The organism is Rathayibacter sp. AY1F3, from assembly GCF_002931975.1.
Lineage (GTDB): Bacteria > Actinomycetota > Actinomycetes > Actinomycetales > Microbacteriaceae > Rathayibacter.
In genome coordinates, this window is record NZ_PSVF01000021.1 from 15,542 (window position 1) to 34,653 (window position 19,112).

The window sequence follows — 19,112 nt, forward strand, 5'->3', positions numbered from 1 at the left end:
CCGACGAGCTGCCCACCGGCGCCGGCGGAGTCGATGAGGAGCAGGAAGCTCTCGACGTCGACGTGTTCGACACGGCCGTGCCCACGGGTGCGGTCGGTGCTCCGTCGACGGCGGAGGCCGCGTCGGCGTCGACGTACAGCCGTGCCGGCTCCCGCCGAGCCCGCAAAGAGGAGGAGGAGGCTGCTGCGGCTCGCGCTGCGGCATCACCGCTGGCGCGGGAGAAGCCCTCGAAGCGGTCGCGGAAGAAGCGGGCGATCCCGCACCAGGGCGGCAAGCAGAAGGTCGAGAAGAACGTCGCGCCGATCCGGCCGATGCGCCCGACCTCGACGGGGTGGCTGGGACGTGGCGGCGGGCAGGCCGTCTCGATCCAGCCCGCCGATGAGTTCCGCGCAACGACCGTGCAGGTGTGCGGGCTGTACCCGTTCTCGGTCGGCACCGGAACTCCCATGATCGGCGTGCCGCTGGGGAAGAACCTCGCCACCGGGGCGTCGGTGCTGTGCGATCCGATCAGCTGGTTCCAGCGGGCGCAGCTCATCTCGAATCCGTCGATGTTTGTCCTCGGTAAGCCGGGCCTCGGGAAGTCCTCGCTCACCCGCCGCATGGCGACCGGGCTCGCCGGATACGGCACCCTCCCGCTGGTCCTCGGTGACTTGAAGCCCGACTACGTGGACCTGATCCGCGCCCTCGACGGCCAGGTCATCACCCTCGGCCGCGGCCGCGGCTACCTCAACATCCTCGACCCGGGCGAGGCGACGGTCGCCGCGCAGCGACTCCGCGACGACGCCGACCAGGCCCTCGAGCGCGCCTCCGAGCTCGACGCTCGCGGCGAGAACTCGGCGGAGGAGCGCAAGCACGCGGTGAAGTCGCAGCGCCTCGCGTCGCAGGTGCTCGCGGACGCTCACGGCCGCCGGCACACGATGATCGCGGCGTTGCTGACGATCCTCCGCTCCGAGCCGCCGAGCGACCGGGAAGAGACGATCATCGACCGGGCGCTGAAGTACCTGGACGAGACGCACGAGGGCATCCCCGTCCTCGCGGATCTTCTGGCCGTGATCCAGGCAGCGCCCGACGAGATTCGCCAGGTCGCCCTCGACCGCGGCGACCTCGCCCGCTACAAGGCGATCACCGAGAACCTCGAAGCCTCCCTCATCGGCCTCACGACCGGCGGCCGGCTGGGCGAAATCTTCTCCCGCCAGACCACCACCCCGATGCGCCGGGATCGCCCTGTCGTCTACGACGTGTCCTCGATCGATGACTCCGAAGGCGATCTGCAGGCCAGCATCCTGCTCGCCTGCTGGTCCGCCGGCTTCGGAACGGTCAACGTCGCCTCCGCCCTCGCAGAAGCGGGGCTGGAACCGCGCCGGCACTACTTCGTGATCCTCGATGAGCTGTGGCGGGCGCTGCGCGCGGGCAAGGGCATGGTCGATCGCGTCGACGCGCTCACCCGCCTGAACCGTGCCCGCGGTGTCGGCCTGGCGATGATCAGCCACACGATGAGCGACCTGCTGGCCCTGTCCTCGCAGGAGGATCAGATGAAGGCCAAGGGCTTCGTGGAGCGCTCCGGCATGGTGATCTGCGGCGGGCTCCCCGGCGCGGAAATGCCGCTGCTGACCTCCGCAGTGCCGATGTCGAACGCGGAACAAGCGATGCTGACGAGCTGGCAGGACCCGCCCGCGTGGGACCCGGTATCGGGACATGAGTCGGAGCCTCCCGGGCGCGGCCGGTTCCTGATCAAGGTGGGCGGCCGGCCCGGTATTCCGATCCGGGTGCAGCTGACCAGCGCCGAGCTCGACGTCAACGACACCAACAAGCTCTGGCACACCACCTCCCGTGCCGGACGCGCGAACGAGCCGCTGGCGACCGATCCGGTCGTGGTGGAGATCCTGCCGTGAACCTCTGGCTGGGCTTCGTCGGAGTCGTGATTTTCGGCCTCGGCAGCCTGTGCCACGTCGTCGTGCAGGGCACCGACGTTTGGACGCAACGCACGTTGACCCGGCCACACGCGCTCTCGATCGCCGGCTGGCTGTTCACCGCAGCCGGCGCGGCGACCGTCGCCGCCGTGATGATTCCCGCGCTGCCATGACCTGCCCCTCGACCCTCGCGTTCGAGGGCTACCTGTGGTCCTGCGTCACCAGCTCGCCCTGGCATGAGTTCCACGCCGCGGACCTTCCGATCGAGTTCGTAGAACGCGGTCTTGCCCTCGTGCACTGGGGCACCACGCAACAGGCACCCGACGACGACCCGACCCCGCGGTGGGTCGGCCCGATCTACACGACCGAGAGGACGAACTGATGAGCATGACCAACAACCGCCGCAGAGAGCCGGGGAAGGCCGGCGGCGGGTTCGGGATAGCGATCGCGGCCGGCGGTGCACTCGTGGTGATCCTGGGGCTGTACATTGCGATTCGCGTCGGATCACAGGCGGACGGGGTCAACCCCGACATGAGCACCGACCCCTCGAACTTCGTCAGCGTCGTGGTCGACGTGTTCCGCGGCCGCCTCGTCTGGCCTGCGACTGCGACGTGGATTGCGGGCGGCATCGGCGCCGTTCTCGTCGTGCTGGTCGTGTTCTTCCTGCTGATCAAGTCCAGCGGCGGCAAGCACCGCACCCCGCTCGACTGGGCTGCCCGCCACATGGCGACGCCGAACGAGCTGCGTCAGATGCGCGGCAAGGAGGCCAAGCAGAAGTCGGCGCGTCTCGGTGTGCCCGACTCCTTCGGCGTCCCTGTGGGGGCGCTGCTGACGGACGGCCGTCCGCTCTACGCCTCGTTCGAGGACATGACGCTGCTGCTCGCCGGTCCCCGTGTGGGCAAGTCGACGTCGTTCGTCATCCCGGCAATCGCCAATGCGCCGGGCGCGGTCGTCACGACGTCGAACAAGCCGGACGTGCTCTATGCGACGCGGGACCTGCGTGCGCAGGCCGGCAACGTCTGGGTGTTCGATCCGCAGCGGGTCGCCGTCGAGCCGGCGTCCTGGTGGTGGAATCCGTTGTCCTACGTCACCGACGACACCAAGGCGGCCAAGCTCGCGCAGCACTTCGCGTCGGGGTCGAGCGAGCTCGGCGCACGAACCGATGCGCACTTCGAGCCCTCCGGCCGCGAACTGCTCGCGGGCTTCCTTCTGGCGGCGGCGATCGACGGCCGCCCGATCACCGACGTCTACGAGTGGACGACGACCCCGGGCGACGAGACGGCCGGCGACATCCTCGCAGCGAGTGAATGGACCCTGATGGCACGCAGCGTGCAGGGCTCCTCCCGCCTCGAGCACAGGGAGCGCGGATCGGTCTACTCGACAGCCCGCCGCATGGCGTCCTGCTTGAAGGACTCCGGCACCCGGCAGTGGGTGAACCGGCAGGGCGAGAACGACCCGCGCCCGGAGTTCGATCCGGCCGCGTTCGTGCGCTCGACCGGGACGCTCTACAGCCTGTCCAAGGAGGGCGCCGGCAGCGCCGGCCCTCTCGTCCTCGCCCTGACCGCCGCGACGGTTGAGGCGGCAGAGGAGCTGGCAGCGGTGTCGCCCGGCGGCCGGATGCAGACGCCGATGCTCGGCGTGCTCGATGAGGCCGCGAACGTCTGCCGCTGGCGGGACCTCCCCGACCTCTACAGCCACTACGGCTCCCGGGGCATCCCGATCATGTCGGTGTTCCAGTCCTGGTCGCAGGGCATCGGGGTATTCGGCAAGGAGGGCATGTTGAAGCTCTGGTCGGCCGCGAACGTGAAGCTCTACGCCGGCGGAATCTCCGAGCCGGAGTTCCTGGGCATGGTGTCCGATCTGATCGGCACCTACGACCGCGAGACGACCTCCGCGAGCATGAACAAGGGCGTGCGCTCGACCACCACCGCGTTGAAGCGAGAGAAGATCCTCGACGTCGCGGAGCTGGCGACGCTCCCGATCCCGCGGAAGGGACGCAAGACCGGTCGAGCGATCATGATGTCCTCCGGCTCCCGTGCAGCGATGCTGCGCACGGTGCCGTGGTTCGACGGCCCCAAGGAGTTCGTCGCGGGTATCAACGCATCGATCGCGCGGAACCAGCCCGGCGGCGCTGCACCGGCAGCACCAGCACCGGCGCCGGTCGCTGACCGGCCGCTCGCCCCGGTGGAGGGATCATGAGCGACATCTACGGCGGCGTGGACGACGACGACCTCACCCCGGGACCCTACGAGGGCGCAGAGGAGGAGCCGACGACGTTCTTTGGGTCAGCGGATGAGTTCGTGCGCAAGCAGCTGATCGGCACCTACCGGCGCCGCGTCATCCGGGGTGGCTCCGGCAGCGGACTGCGCTGGAAAGCCGCCTGGTGGTCGAGCGCGGAGGCGCAGCAGCGCATCGAGGCCCTGTGGCGAGCGTGGGAGGCCGCCAGAGCCGACGAGAAAGCCGGGATGAGCACCTGGTGGATCAACCACTGCGATCCGCACATGACCGCTCTGCTCTCCCCAGACGGGCCGTTCGCGGACTCGCAGGACGAGAACCGGGTCGGGGAACCTCTGCCCTACGAGCGTCCCGTCGAGGGCCTGTTCGAGCCCGACCGTCAGCCGCCGCTCTACACCGAGCGGACGACCGAGGGAGAGCCTGCGGGCACCAACGCCTGAACGGCAAAGAAGAAGGGGAGCACCAGTCGGTGCTCCCCTTCTTCGCGCGTGGTGGCGGTTACCTGCTGAGGTCCCCACGGTCGGCGCCCTGGCCGCGGCCGCGGGTGCGCCGCGTCGACGGGACGGTGCTCGTGGCCGCCTTCGAGGTCACCGCGGAGCTGGCCGGGGTCGCGTGGGCGCTGTCAGCGCTCATCCGCGCTTCGATCAGGTGCGGCGGGACTCCCTTGGACTCCATCGCGTGAACGGTGGCCTGTCGACGCTCCGAGCTGTCGTAGGCCACCTCGCCCGCCTCGCGCGCCGCTGACGCACGAGGATCGGACGCCGGGGTCGTGGGGTCGCCTGAGGTGCCGTTGGCGCTCTGAGCGGCGTCCTGGCGCTCGGCGGGGGCGGTGTCGCGGTAGAGCTGCGCCTGCGCCCGGGCGTCGGCTGCTAGCTCGCGCAGCTCGTCCGGGCTCGCGTGCTCGGTGCCGCCGGCGGCGGCATCGCGGTCGTAGTCGTTGGCGCGCGCTTCCAGCTCGGCAGCCATGACGGCCTGGCCGTTGTCGACGTCGGCCGCGCCGGGAACCTCTCGAGCTGCTGCGTCGGATCGGGCGTCGTTGGCGCGGTCGAGCCGGTCCGCCTCAGCGATGAGCACCTGCGCCTCGGTCAGTTCGGTGCCGGCACGCGCGCGCTCGGGAGCAACAGCGTCCTTCCACTCCTCGACCAGTGCAGCACGAGCGGCTGCGACGGTCGCGGGGTCCGGCGTGGACACCTGGCCGGCGTCGTTCCAGTCGATCGACGTCTGGACGCGGTATCCCTGGAACCCGGCGGGGTCCGTGTCCCGCTTCCACTCCTCGGCCACCGACAGCTCGACAGTCGCGACGTCGCCGGCGAGAGCGGCGCGGTAGTCGGTGATGAGGGCGCGCTGCGCGCCGGTGTCCGGCTCCGTGCGGTCCCCGACCTGCATGGTGAGACGGTCCTCGTCGTGGCGGTGGTAGTGCTCCGGCGCAGACGTGGCCGCCCATTCCTTCGCCAGATCCAGCTCGGACTTTCCGCGGGTGGCGGCGTCGCGCAGGACGGCAGTGTCGACGCCGTAGCGCTCCATCACCTCGCGCTGCACGACGGCCGCGGCACGCTCCGCGATGGGGTCCTGGCCCTTCCACGCCTGAGCCGTCTCCGCGACGCGGGCGACGTCCTGGATGCTCGCGCGATCCCACCACTCCGGCTGGTCCACGACCTGCAACGTTGCTCGTGCGACACCCCGCTCGGCGTCGAACCGCGCAGCGAGCTCGCGCGCCTGAGCTGCCGATCGAGCCTGCGCGTCGCGCGCCAACTCCTCCCGCAGGCGGGCGAACTTCTCGCCCATCTGCATCGCGATCGTCAGTGCTACTCGAACGTTCTGACCGACCTCCTGGCCGACCTCATCGTCACTCATGACTTCCTCCCCCTATGGCTGTCGTGCCTGGTTATCGGTCGAGTCCGCCGCGGTCGTGACCGGGCTGCTCGCGGGCGTCTCGGGCGCGCTTGGCGAGGAGCGCGTCGGCGCTCTCCTGCTCGCGCGGCGTGAGCTTGGTCGGCACCGGGCTCCCGGTCGGGAACGACGCGGCGACCGCCTCGCGCGACTGCCGCAGCTCGGGCGGCAGAGCGGCCCGCTGGGCCTCCCACGCCTCGGCCTTGTTCGCGGTGTCCTGCTTCGTGTAGCTGTCTCGCACTGCGGTCAACTGACCGCGGAGTGTCTGCGACAGCTCGCTCATCCGACGTGCGTCTCCGGCGGCCTTGTGCGCCGAAGCGATCGCGTGAGTCATGCGGGCGAGCTGGTGCAGCAGCAGCAGCTCAGCGGCCGCGTTCTTCTTCTTGCCGGCGGCGGCCAGGATCAGCGCAGTGGTGTGCGCGCTCGAGGGCATCGCTGCGGGTCGCGGTCGCGTCTCGTGGGCGCGCAGGTGTGCCGACCGCGCGAGCGATCGCGCAGCGTCCGCGAGCGGTCCGGGGGTGGGTTCCATGCGCCTCGACCACGCGGCGTAGGCGCCGGCCGTCTCACGCGCCACGTGTGCCCACGTCGACCGGTCGGACGGGTCGACGGAGTTGATGTACTGGTGCAACCGGTCCATGTCGGCGGCGTACTTCGCGAACAGATCGGGCGAGGGCTCGGCAACCTCGCGGCCCGGGTTCACCGGCTGATAGCGCCACGGGTTCTTCGACGTCGCGCGCCATTCCTCGGCCGCTTCTGTCGCCTTCAACGGCTCGTCCGGCCACCCCTCGCGCAGTCGCGGGAGGGTCAGGTCGCGCGCGAGGGTCCCGCCGCCGTGCCAGCGCACGGGCTCGTCCTTCTCGGGGCGCAGCGCCACGCTGTAGCCCTGCACGACGTCGTTGCGGCCCACCGCGAAACGCGGGCGCACCAGCAGCCCCTCTTGACGCATCCGACGCACGAACTCGCCCTCATCGACGCTGGACGATGCAGCAGCGCGGACGCTGCGCTCGAGGCGGCGCACGTCGGGCTCAACCGCGTTGCGTGTGCGGGCCGCCTCGCGGGCTCCGGGGACGATCCCGCGCTCTCCGAGCTCACGCCCCTCGGGGTGCAGCTGCGTCAGACCGTGATCGCGTTCCAGCTCACGGCTGACCTTCTGAGCGAGCCGCTTGTCGTAGGGGATGTGCGCCTTCGTCCCGTCCTCGCGCACGAGGGAGACGGCGATGTGGATGTGGTCGTTGCCGTTCTTCGACGCGCCATGACGAACCGCGACCCATCGCGCGTTCGCCTTCCCGATGTCGTCGCCGGCGAACCCCATGCGCTGCACGAAATCGGTGGCGATCGCTCCCCACTTCTCATCCGTCAGCGTGCCCTCTTCGGCACTGAGAGAGAGCGAGCAGTGCCACACGTGCGCGTCCTGCTTCACGACGGCCTGCTTGCCCGTCGACGGATCCAGGATCGGCTCTCCCGTCGCACGGTCGAACTGCTTCACGGACCGCATGACCTTCGTGCCGTACACCTCGGCCGGCTCGTCAAGATCGCGTGCGATCGCGAGAGCTGCGTCGCGGTCCAGCACCTCGTAGCCGTACAGCGCCATGATCGCGGAGTCGCCAGCGACCAGGTGCTGCTCGGTGTGCTCGTTCGAGCGACCGGGGCCAGCGAGATAGGTCATCAGCCCGCCCATCTGCGAGCCGTAGGTGACGTTAGGAATCACTTGCCGGCCACCGCACGGCACGCTGCGCTGATTTGCGGGACAAGTGCCGCGAACTGCGCTCGAAACTCCTCGACCTGTGCGGGGAACTGCCCCTCGGTGTTCGCGAACCGCGCGAGCTGGTTGAGGTTACGAGCCATGCCGCCAAGGTCAGCGCGAACCTGCATCAGCTCGGCCACTGCGCTCTTCCACTCGGCGTCCGTGCGGACCTGCGCGTTCATCGCAGACTCGAACAAGAGTCGCGGAACCGTGATGTCGCCGGCCACAACTGCGCGAGCCTGCAACGCCGCATCTTCTTCGGCGGTGACGTACACGCGGTAGTACTTCTCGCGTGCCCCCTCGGGTGCGTTCTCGCGCCTTTTCCGAGCGAACAACCGTCGAGGAGTCGACTCCGACACTCGAACCACCCGCCCTTCCCTTGCCAGCGCAGCGAACCCGCCACCCGGCGGGGACCACACCTCTAGTGTGCACCCGGAGCCAGCGCAGCGCCAGCCCGGCAAGCCATTTACCAGCGGTAAACGGACAGCTTGCTCCACAAACCGCTCTGCCCGAGCGTAGCGATGGTGCAGCAAAGCGGCTCCACGAACGGGCACCCGTCGCGGGAAGGAACAGCCTCCGGATGGGCGACGCTGCGGCGCCTTCCGGATGCCCATTTGGGCATGTAGCCTGATCCCATGAGCGACAACACGAGGAACCCAGAGGACGCCGCCGACGCCGCACGCCGGCTGCTCGAAGCGAGTGTCGAGAAGAGAGTCGCTGCGGTGCGCACGATCGTCACCGCCGCGAACGACACTGACACTGCACGCGCGGCTCTCACTGACGCGCAAAGTCGGCACACGAGGGCGTGGGCCGATGCGCTCGCTACCGGGTGGTCCGAGAAGGAACTCCGCGCAGCCGGAGTGCCGCGGCCCGACCAGTCCCGCGGCCGTGCACCTCGTTCGCGTCGCTCACCGGGGAGCGACAGCGCTCCCGGCGACTCGACGGAAAACAGCGCTACGGAATCGACTGACGACGCAGCCTGAGCGACCGGACGATCGCCTTCGTCGGTCCCGCAAGCCCCCACCGCGGTAGGACGGAACACGTAACGTCGACCGTGACGCAGCGACCCCCTCGCTCGCGTCGGAGCCCCCCGCTCGAGCACAGCTCGCGGGGGCTTCTTCGTTCCCGGGCTGATCGCGCCGGCTGCGGTCCGGCCGTCCATCCGACGCTTCACTCTTGCCTACGCTGATCACCCGTCAAGAGCGCTCCGCGTCCCTTCGGGATGCCCCTGCGGGGCACTCCTGACGGCTGCCCATCTCCGGCATCGCGCCGCTTATCGGATGGATGGCCTCGGTGCGTGCTCAGCCCCGTGATCGTAGCTCCGCGGTACGGATCGCAAGTTCCTCGCGAGCCTCGGCGGCGGCGCGCTTGCGTGCCGCCTCGCGCTCCCGAGCTGCCCGCTCGTACTCGTGCTGATCGCGCTTCATCTGAGCGATCACCCGATCCACTTGGTCCTGGTCGATGTTCGCCAGCCGTGCAGCCTCCGCGGCTCGCTCGGCGGCGCGTCGCTGCTGGTCAGCGGCCCGCTCCGCCGCAGCGTCACGACGAGCCTGGTCGAACCGCGAGTGCTCGGTGATGACCTGGCGGATCGCCCAGCCGTAGAACCCGAGAGCGTTGCGACTGGTGAACGTGTCCGGCACGCGGCGACCGTCCCGCGTCAGCCAGGCAGTGATAGCGAACATCAGCCCCTCGACGCTCCACTCGGAGACGTCGATCCCTGACCGCTCGAGCATCCCAACCACGTGACCGACGTGCACACCGCGAGCAAGCCAAGGGATGCGCTGAGCCAGCGCAGCGGCGAAGCGTTGAAGTTCAATGGGTCTCGGAACCGCCGGCCGACCGATCGAGCTGCGCCGTGTGTTACTTCCTCGTCCGGGCCGCCGCGAAGCGGCTTCCAAGCGCGGTCCACCGCGCGTTGGTGGGATCTTCATAACTGGAGCTGTAGGAGGAACGTCGCGCCTACGGGGTAGGTGGACATTCTCCACAGATCGGGTGATCCGGCCGCCCTGCGAGACGCGGGACGGAACCGGAGCCGGCGCCGCGCACGCGGCGCGTAGGGCAGCCGCACGGGGCATCACGAGCGCCCGCGTGGAAGCCATGCGGAGCTGGCGGCCACCGTGCGCGAGCTGCGCGGCAACGCGCTCACCTCCGCACAGGTAACGGCCCTCGATGACGACTGCGGCGAGGCCCAACAGCAGCAGGATCTCTCGGGCGCGCTGCACGGTCCTCTTGCACATGCCCAGGCGATCCGCGACCGTCTGGTGCGCTGTCGTGACGCCGCGTCCCGTACCGACGTCGGCCGAGCGCATGTCCTCCTGAGCGACGAGCAGCAGCGTGTGCGGTGCGACCTTCACAGCCGCTCGCACGGCTTCGCCCTCGGGCGTTGCCAGGGCGTCCAACACGGCGTCGAACCACGCGCTACCGGACGTCCAGCACGGCAGCGGCGCGTAGGCGCCCGGTGCCGGCTCGGGGCTCCACGAGCCCGACCGCGATTTGTTCGGCCGCGACGCGGCCGCCTGTGACGTCTCGGATGCAAGCTCGACCGACCGCTCCCCTGAAAAAAGGGTGGGTCGGGAGTGCACGGAGACGAACTCCGCTGTTACGATGTGGTCATTCCTTCCGGGTACGTTCCGGCGGGTACACCGAAGGCCCGGCTGGTAACCGGTTCTTCGGTGGGACTGCTTCACACCTCTGAGTCGCCAAACTGTGCGAGGTGGGAAGCCAAGGCTTCTAGGCCCGTCGCGAGAGCGACGGGCCTAATGCGTTAACGGGTGTCGATGGGCAGCTCCTCATCGGAAAGAAGGGTCGGCTGCGACGGCCACCACGAGGGAACACCCTCGTCGGTCAGCTCGCTTTGCACGTGCTCGACCAGGCGCTCGAAGAACACCGCCGACGACACGTTGGCGTGCGACGCCATGTCGTTGAAGCGATCGCGCGCCTGCTTCTCGACGGTCCAGGCAACGTTGGTGGGTTCCACCATCGTTCCTCGGGGACGCCGCGTCGTAGCCATGTGATTAACGTAGAGCTGTGGCTGTGATTAGCGCGACGCGACACGCCGCTTTAGATGCCCATTTGGTCACTCGCGGCTGAGGGCTACTCCGCTGCGGGAAGCGGGAGCGTGACGTCCACCGCGCGGAACTCCGAGACGGTCGCCCGCTCGACTGCTCGGTAGACCGTCGAGCGCGTCACACCGAACTGCTCCGACAGCTCCGCGACGGTGTAGTTCCCGGAGCGGTACTCCGCGACCAGGTGCGCCTCGATCTTCGGGGAGAGCTTCGGCGCGCGGCCGCGCAGCCGGCCCTTCGCCTTGGCGACCCGCATGCCCTCCTTCGTGCGCGCGCGGATCAGGTCGCCCTCGAACTCCGCGATCATCGCCAGCACGTTGAACAGCAGCCGCCCGATCGGGTCGTTCGGGTCGTGCAGCGACCCGCCGATGTTCAGGCGCACTCCCCTGCGCGTGAGCTCGTCCACGATGTCGCGCGCATCGGTGATCGAACGGGCGAGGCGGTCGAGCTTCGTCACGAACAGAGTCGAGCCAGCGTCGCACGCGGCCAGGGCCTCGCGCAGCGCGGGCCGCTCGCGGTTGCTGCCGGTGAGGCCGGCGTCGACGTAGATCCGCTCCGCCGGCACACCGGCCGCGAGCAGCGCGTCACGCTGCGCCTGCGCGTCCTGCTTGTCCGTCGAGACGCGGGCGTATCCGATCAGCTCAGCCATTGGACCAGTATCCCGTTTGACCCCCCCCTACCGAACAAATCACCGGACGGGTCTAACGGGACACTCAGCACCGCGGATTTTCGCGGCGCTCGATGTCGCGTCTGCGTGTACCGGTCACCGATCCCCTTACGGGACAGACTCTCGACTGATTCCATCGTCGCGTCGTCAATTCGGGGTCCTGCCGGACATGTACAGAGTGAAGGCCACTCGAGCGCACAGGAGCAGATCATGACCACCGAACCTCACGACGCGGGCAGCGATCGGGCGATGAACGCGCTCCTGGACGAATCGGCGCCGCCGACCCCACTGGCGGAAGCCGTCTCCGACTCCTCTCTTCGAGAGATGATTCGCGGAGCGGAGTGGAACGCGCGACGCGGCAGGCGACAGTCGACGCCTCGTGCGCTCGTGATCGGGACCGTCGTCGCTCTCACGCTGGGCGGCACGGGTGCAGCAGCGGCAGCGACGCTCTCGGGGTGGGAGCCGTGGGTGGCGAATCCGGATTCCGTTGTCCACTTCACCCTGCCCAGCGGAAGAGAATGCGAGCTCCGAAGCGTCGCCAAGGAAGGCGACCCGGAGGACATTAAGGAGATGCAGGACGTGCTTCGCACCACCGACGTGCTCGCCCTCGCGGACGTCGACGGCGAGCTTGCTCGGATCGTCGCCCGGGACGTGACCGTCCGCGGCGACGACGGCGACACCGTGGTGCCCGCGACCGAGTTGTACTCCGAAGATGAGCTGTACCGCCAAGCCGTGGGGGGCGCGATCATCAACGTCGTCTGGGACGAGCTCGAAGATCGAGGAGTGGTCGATCCCGTCACCGGATCGGATCTCTCCTTCGGAAGCCAGGACGACTGCGCAAAATTCACCCAGGCAGACCTCACACAGTGAGCCGCCGCGACACCCGAGCCGATCGCGTGGTCACGATCCTCGACGCCACAGCCCGTGACCTTCTGAACTACCTCGAACGCCGAGTCGGCGCCGACGACGCTCCCGACGCGCTCTCCGAGACAATGACGATCGCGTGGCGCCGATCGTCATCCATGCCCCTGCCGGACGAGGACGCCCGCCTCTGGCTGTTCGGGGTCGCGCGGAACGTCGTCCTGAACACCAGCAGGACACGCCGGCGCCAAGATCTCCTCGCCGAGAAGCTCCGCGGCACCATCGACCCCACCGTCGTGATCGCAGAACCCTCCGACATCGCCCTCGACGTACGGGCAGCTCTGGACAAGCTCGCTCCAGAGCTCGCAGAGCTCGTGCGACTGGTGCACTGGGACGGCTTCTCTCTCAGCGAGGCAGCTCAGATCGTCTCCGTCCCGCCGTCAACGGCGCGCAGTCGGTATCAGAAGGCGAAGCGCGAGCTCGGTGACCTGCTGTCCCCGCAGCCCTCGGAACGAGCACTTAGGTCTGCAGAGAAACGCTGGGTCTGACGCGCTAGCCCATCGGCTATCGAGACAAGTTCCGGCAGCGGCGGGGGTGTCGGACCACGCGGCCGTTGGCGAGAACCGCACATTGCGAGCCGTATTTCCTGAGTCCGACGACCCACGTCTGAGCGATCCGTCCGACCAGGCTGTGACCATGACTGAATCGCCCATCACTCGATCAACTCTTCTCCACCAGTCGCTTGCAGGCGGCATGGACGTGTCCCACGTCGAGGTGCGCCGAATCTCAATCGCAGCTGGCACGAAGGGCGGTGCTCACGTTCACAACGGCCCTGTCTTCGGAGCCATCGAAAGGGGGTCGGTCACATTCCAGATCGGTGAGGAGGCACAAACCACCCTTCGCGCCGGCGACGTCTTCTACGAGCCTGCCGGGGTCATCGTCTCCAAGTTCGACACCACGAGCGAAGACGTCGTGTTCATCGGCTACTTCCTCCTGGCGGACGGGGCAGCACCCGAGATCGAGTTCACTGCGCAGGACTGACCGCTAGCCCGTCCCCGTACGGGCGGCCTCCCGCGACGGATCGCACGCGCACATAACGCTGGTCGAGCGGTCGGAACGTGGAATCCTCGTCCCATGATCGTGAGCGACGGACAGGCCTGCGCCCCACAGAACCTCGACGTGCTCACCGACCGACTCCGACTGTGCCGGCCCGCCGAAACCGACCTCCACGAGCTGTCCCGCCTCTACACCGACCCACGGATCGCGGAAGAAGATCCGCTCCTCCTCCATCTCTCCGCCGATCAGACCCGGGCCGTCATCGCATACCGAAGGACCCAGTGGACACAAGACGGACTCAGCAGCTGGGTGATCCGCCGGCGCGACTCCCCCACCGACAACCATGATCTGATCGGAATGGGCGGATGCACCCTCCTCTCCGACGCGGCCTGGAACGTGGCGTTCACCCTCCACCCCGACCACTGGGGAAAGGGCTACGCGCAGGAAGTCGCCCTCACCGGCATCGAACTCGCCCACTTACTCCGACCGGAACTGCCCGTCACCGCGGTCGTCGCAGAACGCAACGCACGCTCCCGCCGCACGATTGAGCGACTCGGCCTCCAGCGGAGGTGGGAAGGTCCGGATGCGCACAGCCCGGACCCGACCGCTCGAATCGTCCTCTACGCCGACCGCCAGCTCTCCATCGAACAGGTCCGCCGACTCACCAGCTGAATCCGGCCGCAGCACGACCTCATCAGCCGGCCAGGGATTCCTCACGGGACCGTCAATGGTGATGCGGCGATGAGTGAGCACGTTCGTGCCTGCGTCAAGACAGTGGATCTGTCGCGGTGGAGCATCCCCTGCTAGGACGCTGCCTGCTCTCCAGCAGCTGCGCGGCGAGCGGCGTCTGCCTGGTGGCGATAGAGCGACGCGCGACTCCACCCAACGAGACGAGCAGCATCCTCAGCAGTGCGACCACGCGCTCGCGCGTCCGCGGCGATCGCGAGCTTGTCCGCAACCACCGCAGGATCCGACAGGGGCCGGCCGAAGCGCGTTCCGCTCGCACGTGCGGCGGCGATGCCGGCGTTGACGCGTTCAACGATGAGCTCCCGCTCGTACTCCGCGAGCGTGGCGAGCATGTTCAGCATCAGCCGGCCCGTCGACGTCGACGGATCGATGCCGTCGGAGATCGACCGGACCTGCACGCCGCGGTCACGCAACAGGTTCACCGTGTTCAGCACGTCGATCAGCGACCGGCCGAGACGATCGACCCGCCAGACGACGACGGTGTCCCCGCCCTCGGCGTACTCGAGCAGCTTCTTCATCCCGCGACGCTCGATGGCGGTCTTGCTGCCAGACGTCACGTCCGCGAACACGTCCCGCTTCTGAACGCCAGCCGCAACGAGCGCGTCGACCTGCAACTGCGCATCCTGACTCGACGTACTCACACGCGTATAACCGAGAAGTCTCACGAGCTCAGTTTGACTCGGAAAGCCCCTCCAAGCACCCTCCTGAGACGAAGCACTAGGAGACAAGTTGTTGAGACAGTGAGGCCTCCGCCGTTCCGGCCGAGGCCAACTTCGGAACGGCTCTCAACGGGCTGTCTCAAAAAGCTAATGTTTTTCGAGGCGATGGAAGACGGAGCTCTCCCCTCGGCGGAGGAGGGGCGTTTTCGAGTTACGCCTGAGGGCGTCGGCTTCGCTGGAGGAGGGCCTTACGTCGTGCCGGCTCCTTGCTGGGCAGGAAGATGACGAGGAAGTCCTCGATCTTCTTCACCGTGAATCGGAGTCCGAAGTAGCTCGTGAGGCACACGAGCGCGACGTTGGGGTCCACCTCCTTCAGCAGCATCTCGAGCAGCGAGTTCAGCAATGTGACCTCCGCGGGGTGAACGCGCGAGCGCGTTCTGATGACACCGTGCCGGGTGGCTCGGTGAGCTGGTGCTGCGGACGTCTCGAGGACGTCGGCAGAGAGGAGAGGGCCGGAAGAGCGGTGACTGCTCAGATTCTGGCCGGGCACGAAAAAAGCCGGCTCGAGGCCGGCCTTCGGGGGGCGATTGGTCGGTCGCCCATTCTTACGGTAGGGGGCCTCACGCCGGAGGCGTCAAGCGCCAATTCTCAACGGAGGGTGCGGAGGACCGTCGGCGTCCAGCGGCCGACCCCGGGAACGAAAAAGGCCGGCACAAGGGCCGGCCTGATTTTTGGTACGAAGAACTTGGGTCCAGTATGCGGCTCTTCTGCGGGCAACGCAAGAGGCGCGGCTGGAGAAGCTTCAGGGCTGGCGCGCGTCGAGTATGTCCTGCATTTGGAGGATCTCGGGGCGCTGCGAGATCGAGATGACTTTCGCGAAGGTGAGGACCATCGGGTCCGAACCTCGTTGCGTCACAACGTCGGACATCGGTGCCGCGACCCTCGCAGTCACGACCGCCGTCGCGCTCTACTTCATACGCCGAGCACGCAGCGGCTGACGCGCACGGAGGGGCGGCGGCGACCCTGTCGCCCCTCCGTATCATGCTGTGTAAGAATCTGCTTATGGATGCAGATAAGAAGGTGTGCGGACGAGAGCCCGACAGTCAGTACGTGGAGCTCGCGGTCGAGGTGTTCTCGATGCTCGCCGACGCCACCCGCGTGCGCTTGATCCTCGCGCTGCGCGAGGGCGAGCGGTCGGTGAACGAGCTGGCAGAGACGGTCGAGAAATCTCCCGCCGCCGCGTCACAGCACCTCGCGAAGCTGCGCCTGTCGCGGATGGTCACCACCCGCCAGGACGGCACCCGAGTGTTCTACCGCCTCGCGGACGAGCACGCGAGCCGGCTCGTGTCCGACGCGATCTTCCAGGCCGAGCACACCCTCGGCGGCACGCCCCGTCACCACCACGCACAGACCGAGGCGACCCCGTGAGCACCCCGACACCGCACCACTCGCACCCCCACCACCACGGCGAGCACGAGCACGAGCACGATGGGCATCAGCGCCACGCCTCAGAGGCCGGGCACGGCCACGATCACGGGCCGCACGGTCACTCCCACGGCCCGGAGGGGCACTCGCACCCGACCGGGTTCAAAGGCTTCCTCTACGGCTTGTTCGTCCCGCACTCGCACGACGCATCCGACTCGATCGACGATGCGCTCGAAGCGAACAAGGAGGGCATCCGGGCACTGAAGATCAGCCTCGTCATCCTCCTCGTCACCACCGTCCTGCAACTGATCGTCGTAACGATCTCCAGCTCCGTCGCACTGTTCGCGGACACGATCCACAACTTCTCCGACGCCCTCACCGCGGTGCCCCTGTGGATCGCGTTCATCCTCGGCCGCCGGCCCGCGACCCGCCGATACACCTACGGCCTCGGCCGCGCAGAAGACCTCGCCGGACTGTTCATCGTCCTCGTTGTCGCCCTCTCCGCGATCGTCGCAGCCTGGCAGTCCATCGACCGCCTCCTCCACCCCCGACCGCTCGAAAACCTCGGCTGGGTGATCGCCGCCGGCATCATCGGATTCGCCGGCAACGAAGCCGTCGCCATCTACCGCATCCGCGTCGGGCAGAAGATCGGGTCCGCCGCCCTCGTCGCCGACGGAATCCACGCCCGCACCGACGGATTCACCTCCCTCGCCGTCGTCGTCGGCGCCATCGGCGTCATGCTCGGGTTCCCCCTCGCAGACCCCATCGTCGGCCTGGTCATCTCCGCCGCGATCCTCGTCCTGCTCTGGGGCACCGTCCGCTCCATCGGCCGCCGCCTCATGGACGGCATCGAACCCGACCTCGTCGACAAAGCCGACCACGCCCTCCGACACACCCCCGGCGTCCTCGACGTTCCGCAGCTCCAGCTGCGCTGGGTCGGCCACCGCCTCCAAGGAGCCGCGACCATCACCGTCCGCGACGGCACCCTCGCCGGCGCCACCGCGATCATCGACGAAGCGCAGCACCGCCTCGGCCATGCCCTCCCCAACCTGGACGAGATCCACATCCGCCCGCGCGCAGCAGAGCATGAGCCCCACTAACGCTCGGAACGCATCGACCGGCGACATCTATCGCCGTCAGAACACCGCCACCGAATGGCGAGATCCACAACACTCAGCGCCGCGGGTTTTCGCGGCGCTCGGTGTCGCGTCTGCGTGTACCGGTGAACGATCCTCTTACGGGACGGGATCGGCGACCGCTGTCTGGACACTCGAGCAGCCCGATCAGATGAGCCAGCCGCGTGTCAGCGCCGACGAAACGCCTTGAAGAGCGCGAAAGCGAGAACCCCGCCACCGATCACCAGCACCAGCCATTGGCGGTCCGGCGGCGGAGTGATTGTGCACACTCCAGTCCCGTCGACGTAATCGGTGCAGGTACCCGTCTGGACGGTGATTAGCAGCAGGAACATCGCCGCGACGGCGAACAACGCCACGTTGACCCAACCCCATCGAACCGTGCGCTTCGCCCGCTCGCTCATGACGCGACACTAGACGGCATCGCGGCAACAACCTAGAGGGAGCCATGGACCGGTGAACGATCCCCATACGGGACCAGTAGCATGGCGTCGCGAGCACCTGCGCTGGTACGCTCCCCACCATTCGACCTACTCGAGGGGCAGCACGATGCAGACGCTTCGCAACACCGTGTTTACCGTGACGGTCGCAGGGATCGTCGCCGGCTTCCTTGCTGTGGGTGCGGTGGCTACCGGGATCACCAGCGAGAAGCCTGCCGCGGGAAACCCCGAGCCGGTTGCCTACTCCGAGCCGAGCTGGACCGACACCAGCACGCTCATCATCGGCGGTTACGAGACACCTTCTCCTGAAATGATCGCGACCACTCCCCCGCTCTCCGAAGAGTGACGACGGCACCTGCCGACGATCCGGCTCGCTGCGAGCCGGGGGCATTCTCGTGACGTGGGAGCAATGGACGTTCTCGCTCGGAGCGATCCCCGTGTGGCTCATCGTCCTCAGGAACGTGCTGTGGAGATTCGGCTGCACGAACTCCGGGAGCAAGATCCTTTTCGCCTTCGGCCTCGGAGCGTGCCTGCTGTGCATCGCCCTCGCTGTGATCTGGCAGGTCCACGCCGCGAACGCCGACTGGGCTCCACCCCGGGACGACCAGAACGAAGTTGGCGGCCTCATCCTCTGGACTCTCTACTGGAATGCGGTGGCTGGCTTCTTCACCGCACTCGGCATCCGAGTCACCGACATCCTGATCATCGAACGGACGCGGCGGATCTCCGCCACCGTCGCCCCTGACGCAGCGTGAGGAGCAGGACATCTGGTAAGCGATCCCCCAGCGAAACAGTCGGGGGGCGCCAATGCTGTCGACTCGAGAACGCGTCACTCGCGCGCCTAGGGCGCGTACTCCTGTGACCAGTAATCGGCCCGGACCTCGAGGAGGGGTCCGTCGATAGCGGAACTCACCGTGATGGTGCGCGGGTCCCAGAGTGTTCCTGCGATGCGCGCTTGCGGCGTCGTTCCGAGCTCGCTCGACAGCTGCTCGGGAGTCATCGCGTCGGGCGGGCGCACCGAGAGCAGCCGCCAGCACCCACCGGAGGCGCACTCGACAGTCTCACTGACGAGCTCGCTCCCGTCTGGAAGGTCGACGGCCGAAGCCGCCGGCACGTCCCCCTCGGTCCTGAATACGGCCAGACCGGCGTAGTGCACGAGAGCACAGAGGGCGGCTGCAGCCGCGATCGTCGTTCCCGCGATGACGAAAGGGCGTCCGCGCTTTCGGGGCTCATCCATAGGCCCGGACACTAGCAAGCTGCTGTAGCCCCTAGCTGACCTC

General features: G+C 68.1%; 23 protein-coding genes. 13 read left to right on the forward strand and 10 right to left on the reverse strand.

Annotated elements, in window-relative coordinates; all coding sequences use genetic code 11:
- Nucleotides 1-311 precede the first annotated feature (311 nt).
- From C5C39_RS12570 to C5C39_RS12590, 5 genes are read left to right on the forward strand one after another with little or no spacing between them, the layout of a single operon-like run.
- A complete protein-coding gene (locus tag C5C39_RS12570) occupies nucleotides 312-1,892 on the forward strand; it encodes an ATP/GTP-binding protein (protein WP_243502574.1) in 1,581 nt (526 codons plus the stop codon).
- Nucleotides 1,889-2,083: a hypothetical protein gene (locus C5C39_RS12575; RefSeq protein ID WP_104277468.1), complete on the forward strand. Its 195-nt coding sequence runs from the start codon at nucleotides 1,889-1,891 to the stop codon at nucleotides 2,081-2,083. The genes C5C39_RS12570 and C5C39_RS12575 overlap by 4 nt, the downstream gene beginning before the upstream one ends.
- Nucleotides 2,080-2,292 carry a hypothetical protein gene (locus tag C5C39_RS12580; protein WP_104277469.1) on the forward strand — a complete coding sequence of 71 codons (213 nt, stop codon included), beginning with the start codon at nucleotides 2,080-2,082 and terminating at the stop codon, nucleotides 2,290-2,292. Before C5C39_RS12575 ends, C5C39_RS12580 begins: the two co-directional genes overlap by 4 nt.
- On the forward strand, nucleotides 2,292-4,109 hold the full coding sequence (locus C5C39_RS12585; RefSeq protein WP_104326968.1) for a type IV secretory system conjugative DNA transfer family protein: 1,818 nt from the start codon (nucleotides 2,292-2,294) through the stop codon (nucleotides 4,107-4,109). The genes C5C39_RS12580 and C5C39_RS12585 overlap by 1 nt, the downstream gene beginning before the upstream one ends.
- Nucleotides 4,106-4,585: a DUF4913 domain-containing protein gene (locus C5C39_RS12590; protein WP_104277471.1), complete on the forward strand. Its 480-nt coding sequence runs from the start codon at nucleotides 4,106-4,108 to the stop codon at nucleotides 4,583-4,585. Before C5C39_RS12585 ends, C5C39_RS12590 begins: the two co-directional genes overlap by 4 nt.
- A 58-nt stretch (nucleotides 4,586-4,643) precedes the next feature.
- Here C5C39_RS12590 and C5C39_RS12595 read toward each other — a convergent pair whose 3' ends face one another.
- The 6 genes from C5C39_RS12595 to C5C39_RS12620 all read right to left on the reverse strand — a co-directional run bounded on the left by C5C39_RS12595 (nucleotide 4,644) and on the right by C5C39_RS12620 (nucleotide 11,493).
- Nucleotides 4,644-5,999 carry a hypothetical protein gene (locus tag C5C39_RS12595; RefSeq protein ID WP_104353516.1) on the reverse strand — a complete coding sequence of 452 codons (1,356 nt, stop codon included), beginning with the start codon at nucleotides 5,997-5,999 and terminating at the stop codon, nucleotides 4,644-4,646.
- A gap of 31 nt (nucleotides 6,000-6,030) precedes the next feature.
- On the reverse strand, nucleotides 6,031-7,713 hold the full coding sequence (locus C5C39_RS12600; RefSeq protein ID WP_104353517.1) for a relaxase/mobilization nuclease domain-containing protein: 1,683 nt from the start codon (nucleotides 7,711-7,713) through the stop codon (nucleotides 6,031-6,033).
- A 26-nt stretch (nucleotides 7,714-7,739) separates the two neighbouring features.
- A complete protein-coding gene (gene mobC, locus C5C39_RS17985; protein ID WP_104326971.1) occupies nucleotides 7,740-8,393 on the reverse strand; it encodes a plasmid mobilization relaxosome protein MobC in 654 nt (217 codons plus the stop codon).
- Nucleotides 8,394-9,080: 687 nt separating this feature from the next.
- Complete coding sequence (locus tag C5C39_RS12610) at nucleotides 9,081-9,512, reverse strand: hypothetical protein (protein WP_104353518.1); 432 nt, start codon at nucleotides 9,510-9,512, stop codon at nucleotides 9,081-9,083.
- Between the two features lie 1,031 nt (nucleotides 9,513-10,543).
- Nucleotides 10,544-10,759 carry a hypothetical protein gene (locus tag C5C39_RS12615; RefSeq protein ID WP_104277476.1) on the reverse strand — a complete coding sequence of 72 codons (216 nt, stop codon included), beginning with the start codon at nucleotides 10,757-10,759 and terminating at the stop codon, nucleotides 10,544-10,546.
- Nucleotides 10,760-10,872: 113 nt separating this feature from the next.
- A complete protein-coding gene (locus C5C39_RS12620) occupies nucleotides 10,873-11,493 on the reverse strand; it encodes a recombinase family protein (protein ID WP_104305026.1) in 621 nt (206 codons plus the stop codon).
- A 228-nt stretch (nucleotides 11,494-11,721) separates the two neighbouring features.
- Here C5C39_RS12620 and C5C39_RS12625 point away from each other — a divergent pair, with 228 nt between their 5' ends.
- The 4 genes from C5C39_RS12625 to C5C39_RS12640 all read left to right on the forward strand — a co-directional run bounded on the left by C5C39_RS12625 (nucleotide 11,722) and on the right by C5C39_RS12640 (nucleotide 14,100).
- The gene (locus tag C5C39_RS12625) at nucleotides 11,722-12,381 is read left to right on the forward strand and encodes a hypothetical protein (RefSeq protein ID WP_104353519.1); all 660 of its coding nucleotides are present in this window, start codon (nucleotides 11,722-11,724) and stop codon (nucleotides 12,379-12,381) included.
- Between the two features lie 26 nt (nucleotides 12,382-12,407).
- On the forward strand, nucleotides 12,408-12,920 hold the full coding sequence (locus C5C39_RS12630; RefSeq protein WP_146078957.1) for an RNA polymerase sigma factor: 513 nt from the start codon (nucleotides 12,408-12,410) through the stop codon (nucleotides 12,918-12,920).
- A 148-nt stretch (nucleotides 12,921-13,068) separates the two neighbouring features.
- A complete protein-coding gene (locus tag C5C39_RS12635; RefSeq protein WP_146076923.1) occupies nucleotides 13,069-13,413 on the forward strand; it encodes a cupin domain-containing protein in 345 nt (114 codons plus the stop codon).
- Between the two features lie 93 nt (nucleotides 13,414-13,506).
- The gene (locus C5C39_RS12640) at nucleotides 13,507-14,100 is read left to right on the forward strand and encodes a GNAT family N-acetyltransferase (protein ID WP_104353520.1); all 594 of its coding nucleotides are present in this window, start codon (nucleotides 13,507-13,509) and stop codon (nucleotides 14,098-14,100) included.
- 131 nt (nucleotides 14,101-14,231) lie between these two features.
- On the opposite strand, the gene C5C39_RS12645 is transcribed toward C5C39_RS12640, so the two are convergent.
- Together C5C39_RS12645 and C5C39_RS12650 are read right to left on the reverse strand one after the other, a co-directional pair.
- A complete protein-coding gene (locus C5C39_RS12645; RefSeq protein ID WP_104309918.1) occupies nucleotides 14,232-14,840 on the reverse strand; it encodes a recombinase family protein in 609 nt (202 codons plus the stop codon).
- Between the two features lie 205 nt (nucleotides 14,841-15,045).
- On the reverse strand, nucleotides 15,046-15,237 hold the full coding sequence (locus C5C39_RS12650; RefSeq protein WP_104353521.1) for a hypothetical protein: 192 nt from the start codon (nucleotides 15,235-15,237) through the stop codon (nucleotides 15,046-15,048).
- A gap of 659 nt (nucleotides 15,238-15,896) precedes the next feature.
- On the opposite strand from C5C39_RS12650, the gene C5C39_RS12660 reads away from it, so the two are divergent.
- Both C5C39_RS12660 and C5C39_RS12665 read left to right on the forward strand, forming a co-directional pair.
- Complete coding sequence (locus tag C5C39_RS12660; RefSeq protein WP_104353523.1) at nucleotides 15,897-16,262, forward strand: metalloregulator ArsR/SmtB family transcription factor; 366 nt, start codon at nucleotides 15,897-15,899, stop codon at nucleotides 16,260-16,262.
- 179 nt (nucleotides 16,263-16,441) lie between these two features.
- Nucleotides 16,442-17,359, forward strand: a complete 918-nt coding sequence (locus C5C39_RS12665) for a cation diffusion facilitator family transporter (protein WP_374953696.1) — start codon at nucleotides 16,442-16,444, stop codon at nucleotides 17,357-17,359.
- Between the two features lie 203 nt (nucleotides 17,360-17,562).
- Here the strand turns inward: C5C39_RS12665 and C5C39_RS12670 are convergent, their stop codons facing one another.
- Nucleotides 17,563-17,796, reverse strand: coding sequence for a hypothetical protein (locus C5C39_RS12670; RefSeq protein WP_133672028.1), 234 nt, complete (start codon nucleotides 17,794-17,796; stop codon nucleotides 17,563-17,565).
- A 145-nt stretch (nucleotides 17,797-17,941) separates the two neighbouring features.
- On the opposite strand from C5C39_RS12670, the gene C5C39_RS12675 reads away from it, so the two are divergent.
- Nucleotides 17,942-18,178: a hypothetical protein gene (locus C5C39_RS12675; protein WP_104234417.1), complete on the forward strand. Its 237-nt coding sequence runs from the start codon at nucleotides 17,942-17,944 to the stop codon at nucleotides 18,176-18,178.
- A gap of 91 nt (nucleotides 18,179-18,269) precedes the next feature.
- Nucleotides 18,270-18,587: a hypothetical protein gene (locus C5C39_RS12680; protein WP_146080962.1), complete on the forward strand. Its 318-nt coding sequence runs from the start codon at nucleotides 18,270-18,272 to the stop codon at nucleotides 18,585-18,587.
- 86 nt (nucleotides 18,588-18,673) lie between these two features.
- On the opposite strand, the gene C5C39_RS12685 is transcribed toward C5C39_RS12680, so the two are convergent.
- Nucleotides 18,674-19,069 carry a hypothetical protein gene (locus tag C5C39_RS12685; protein ID WP_146079336.1) on the reverse strand — a complete coding sequence of 132 codons (396 nt, stop codon included), beginning with the start codon at nucleotides 19,067-19,069 and terminating at the stop codon, nucleotides 18,674-18,676.
- Nucleotides 19,070-19,112 lie beyond the last annotated feature (43 nt).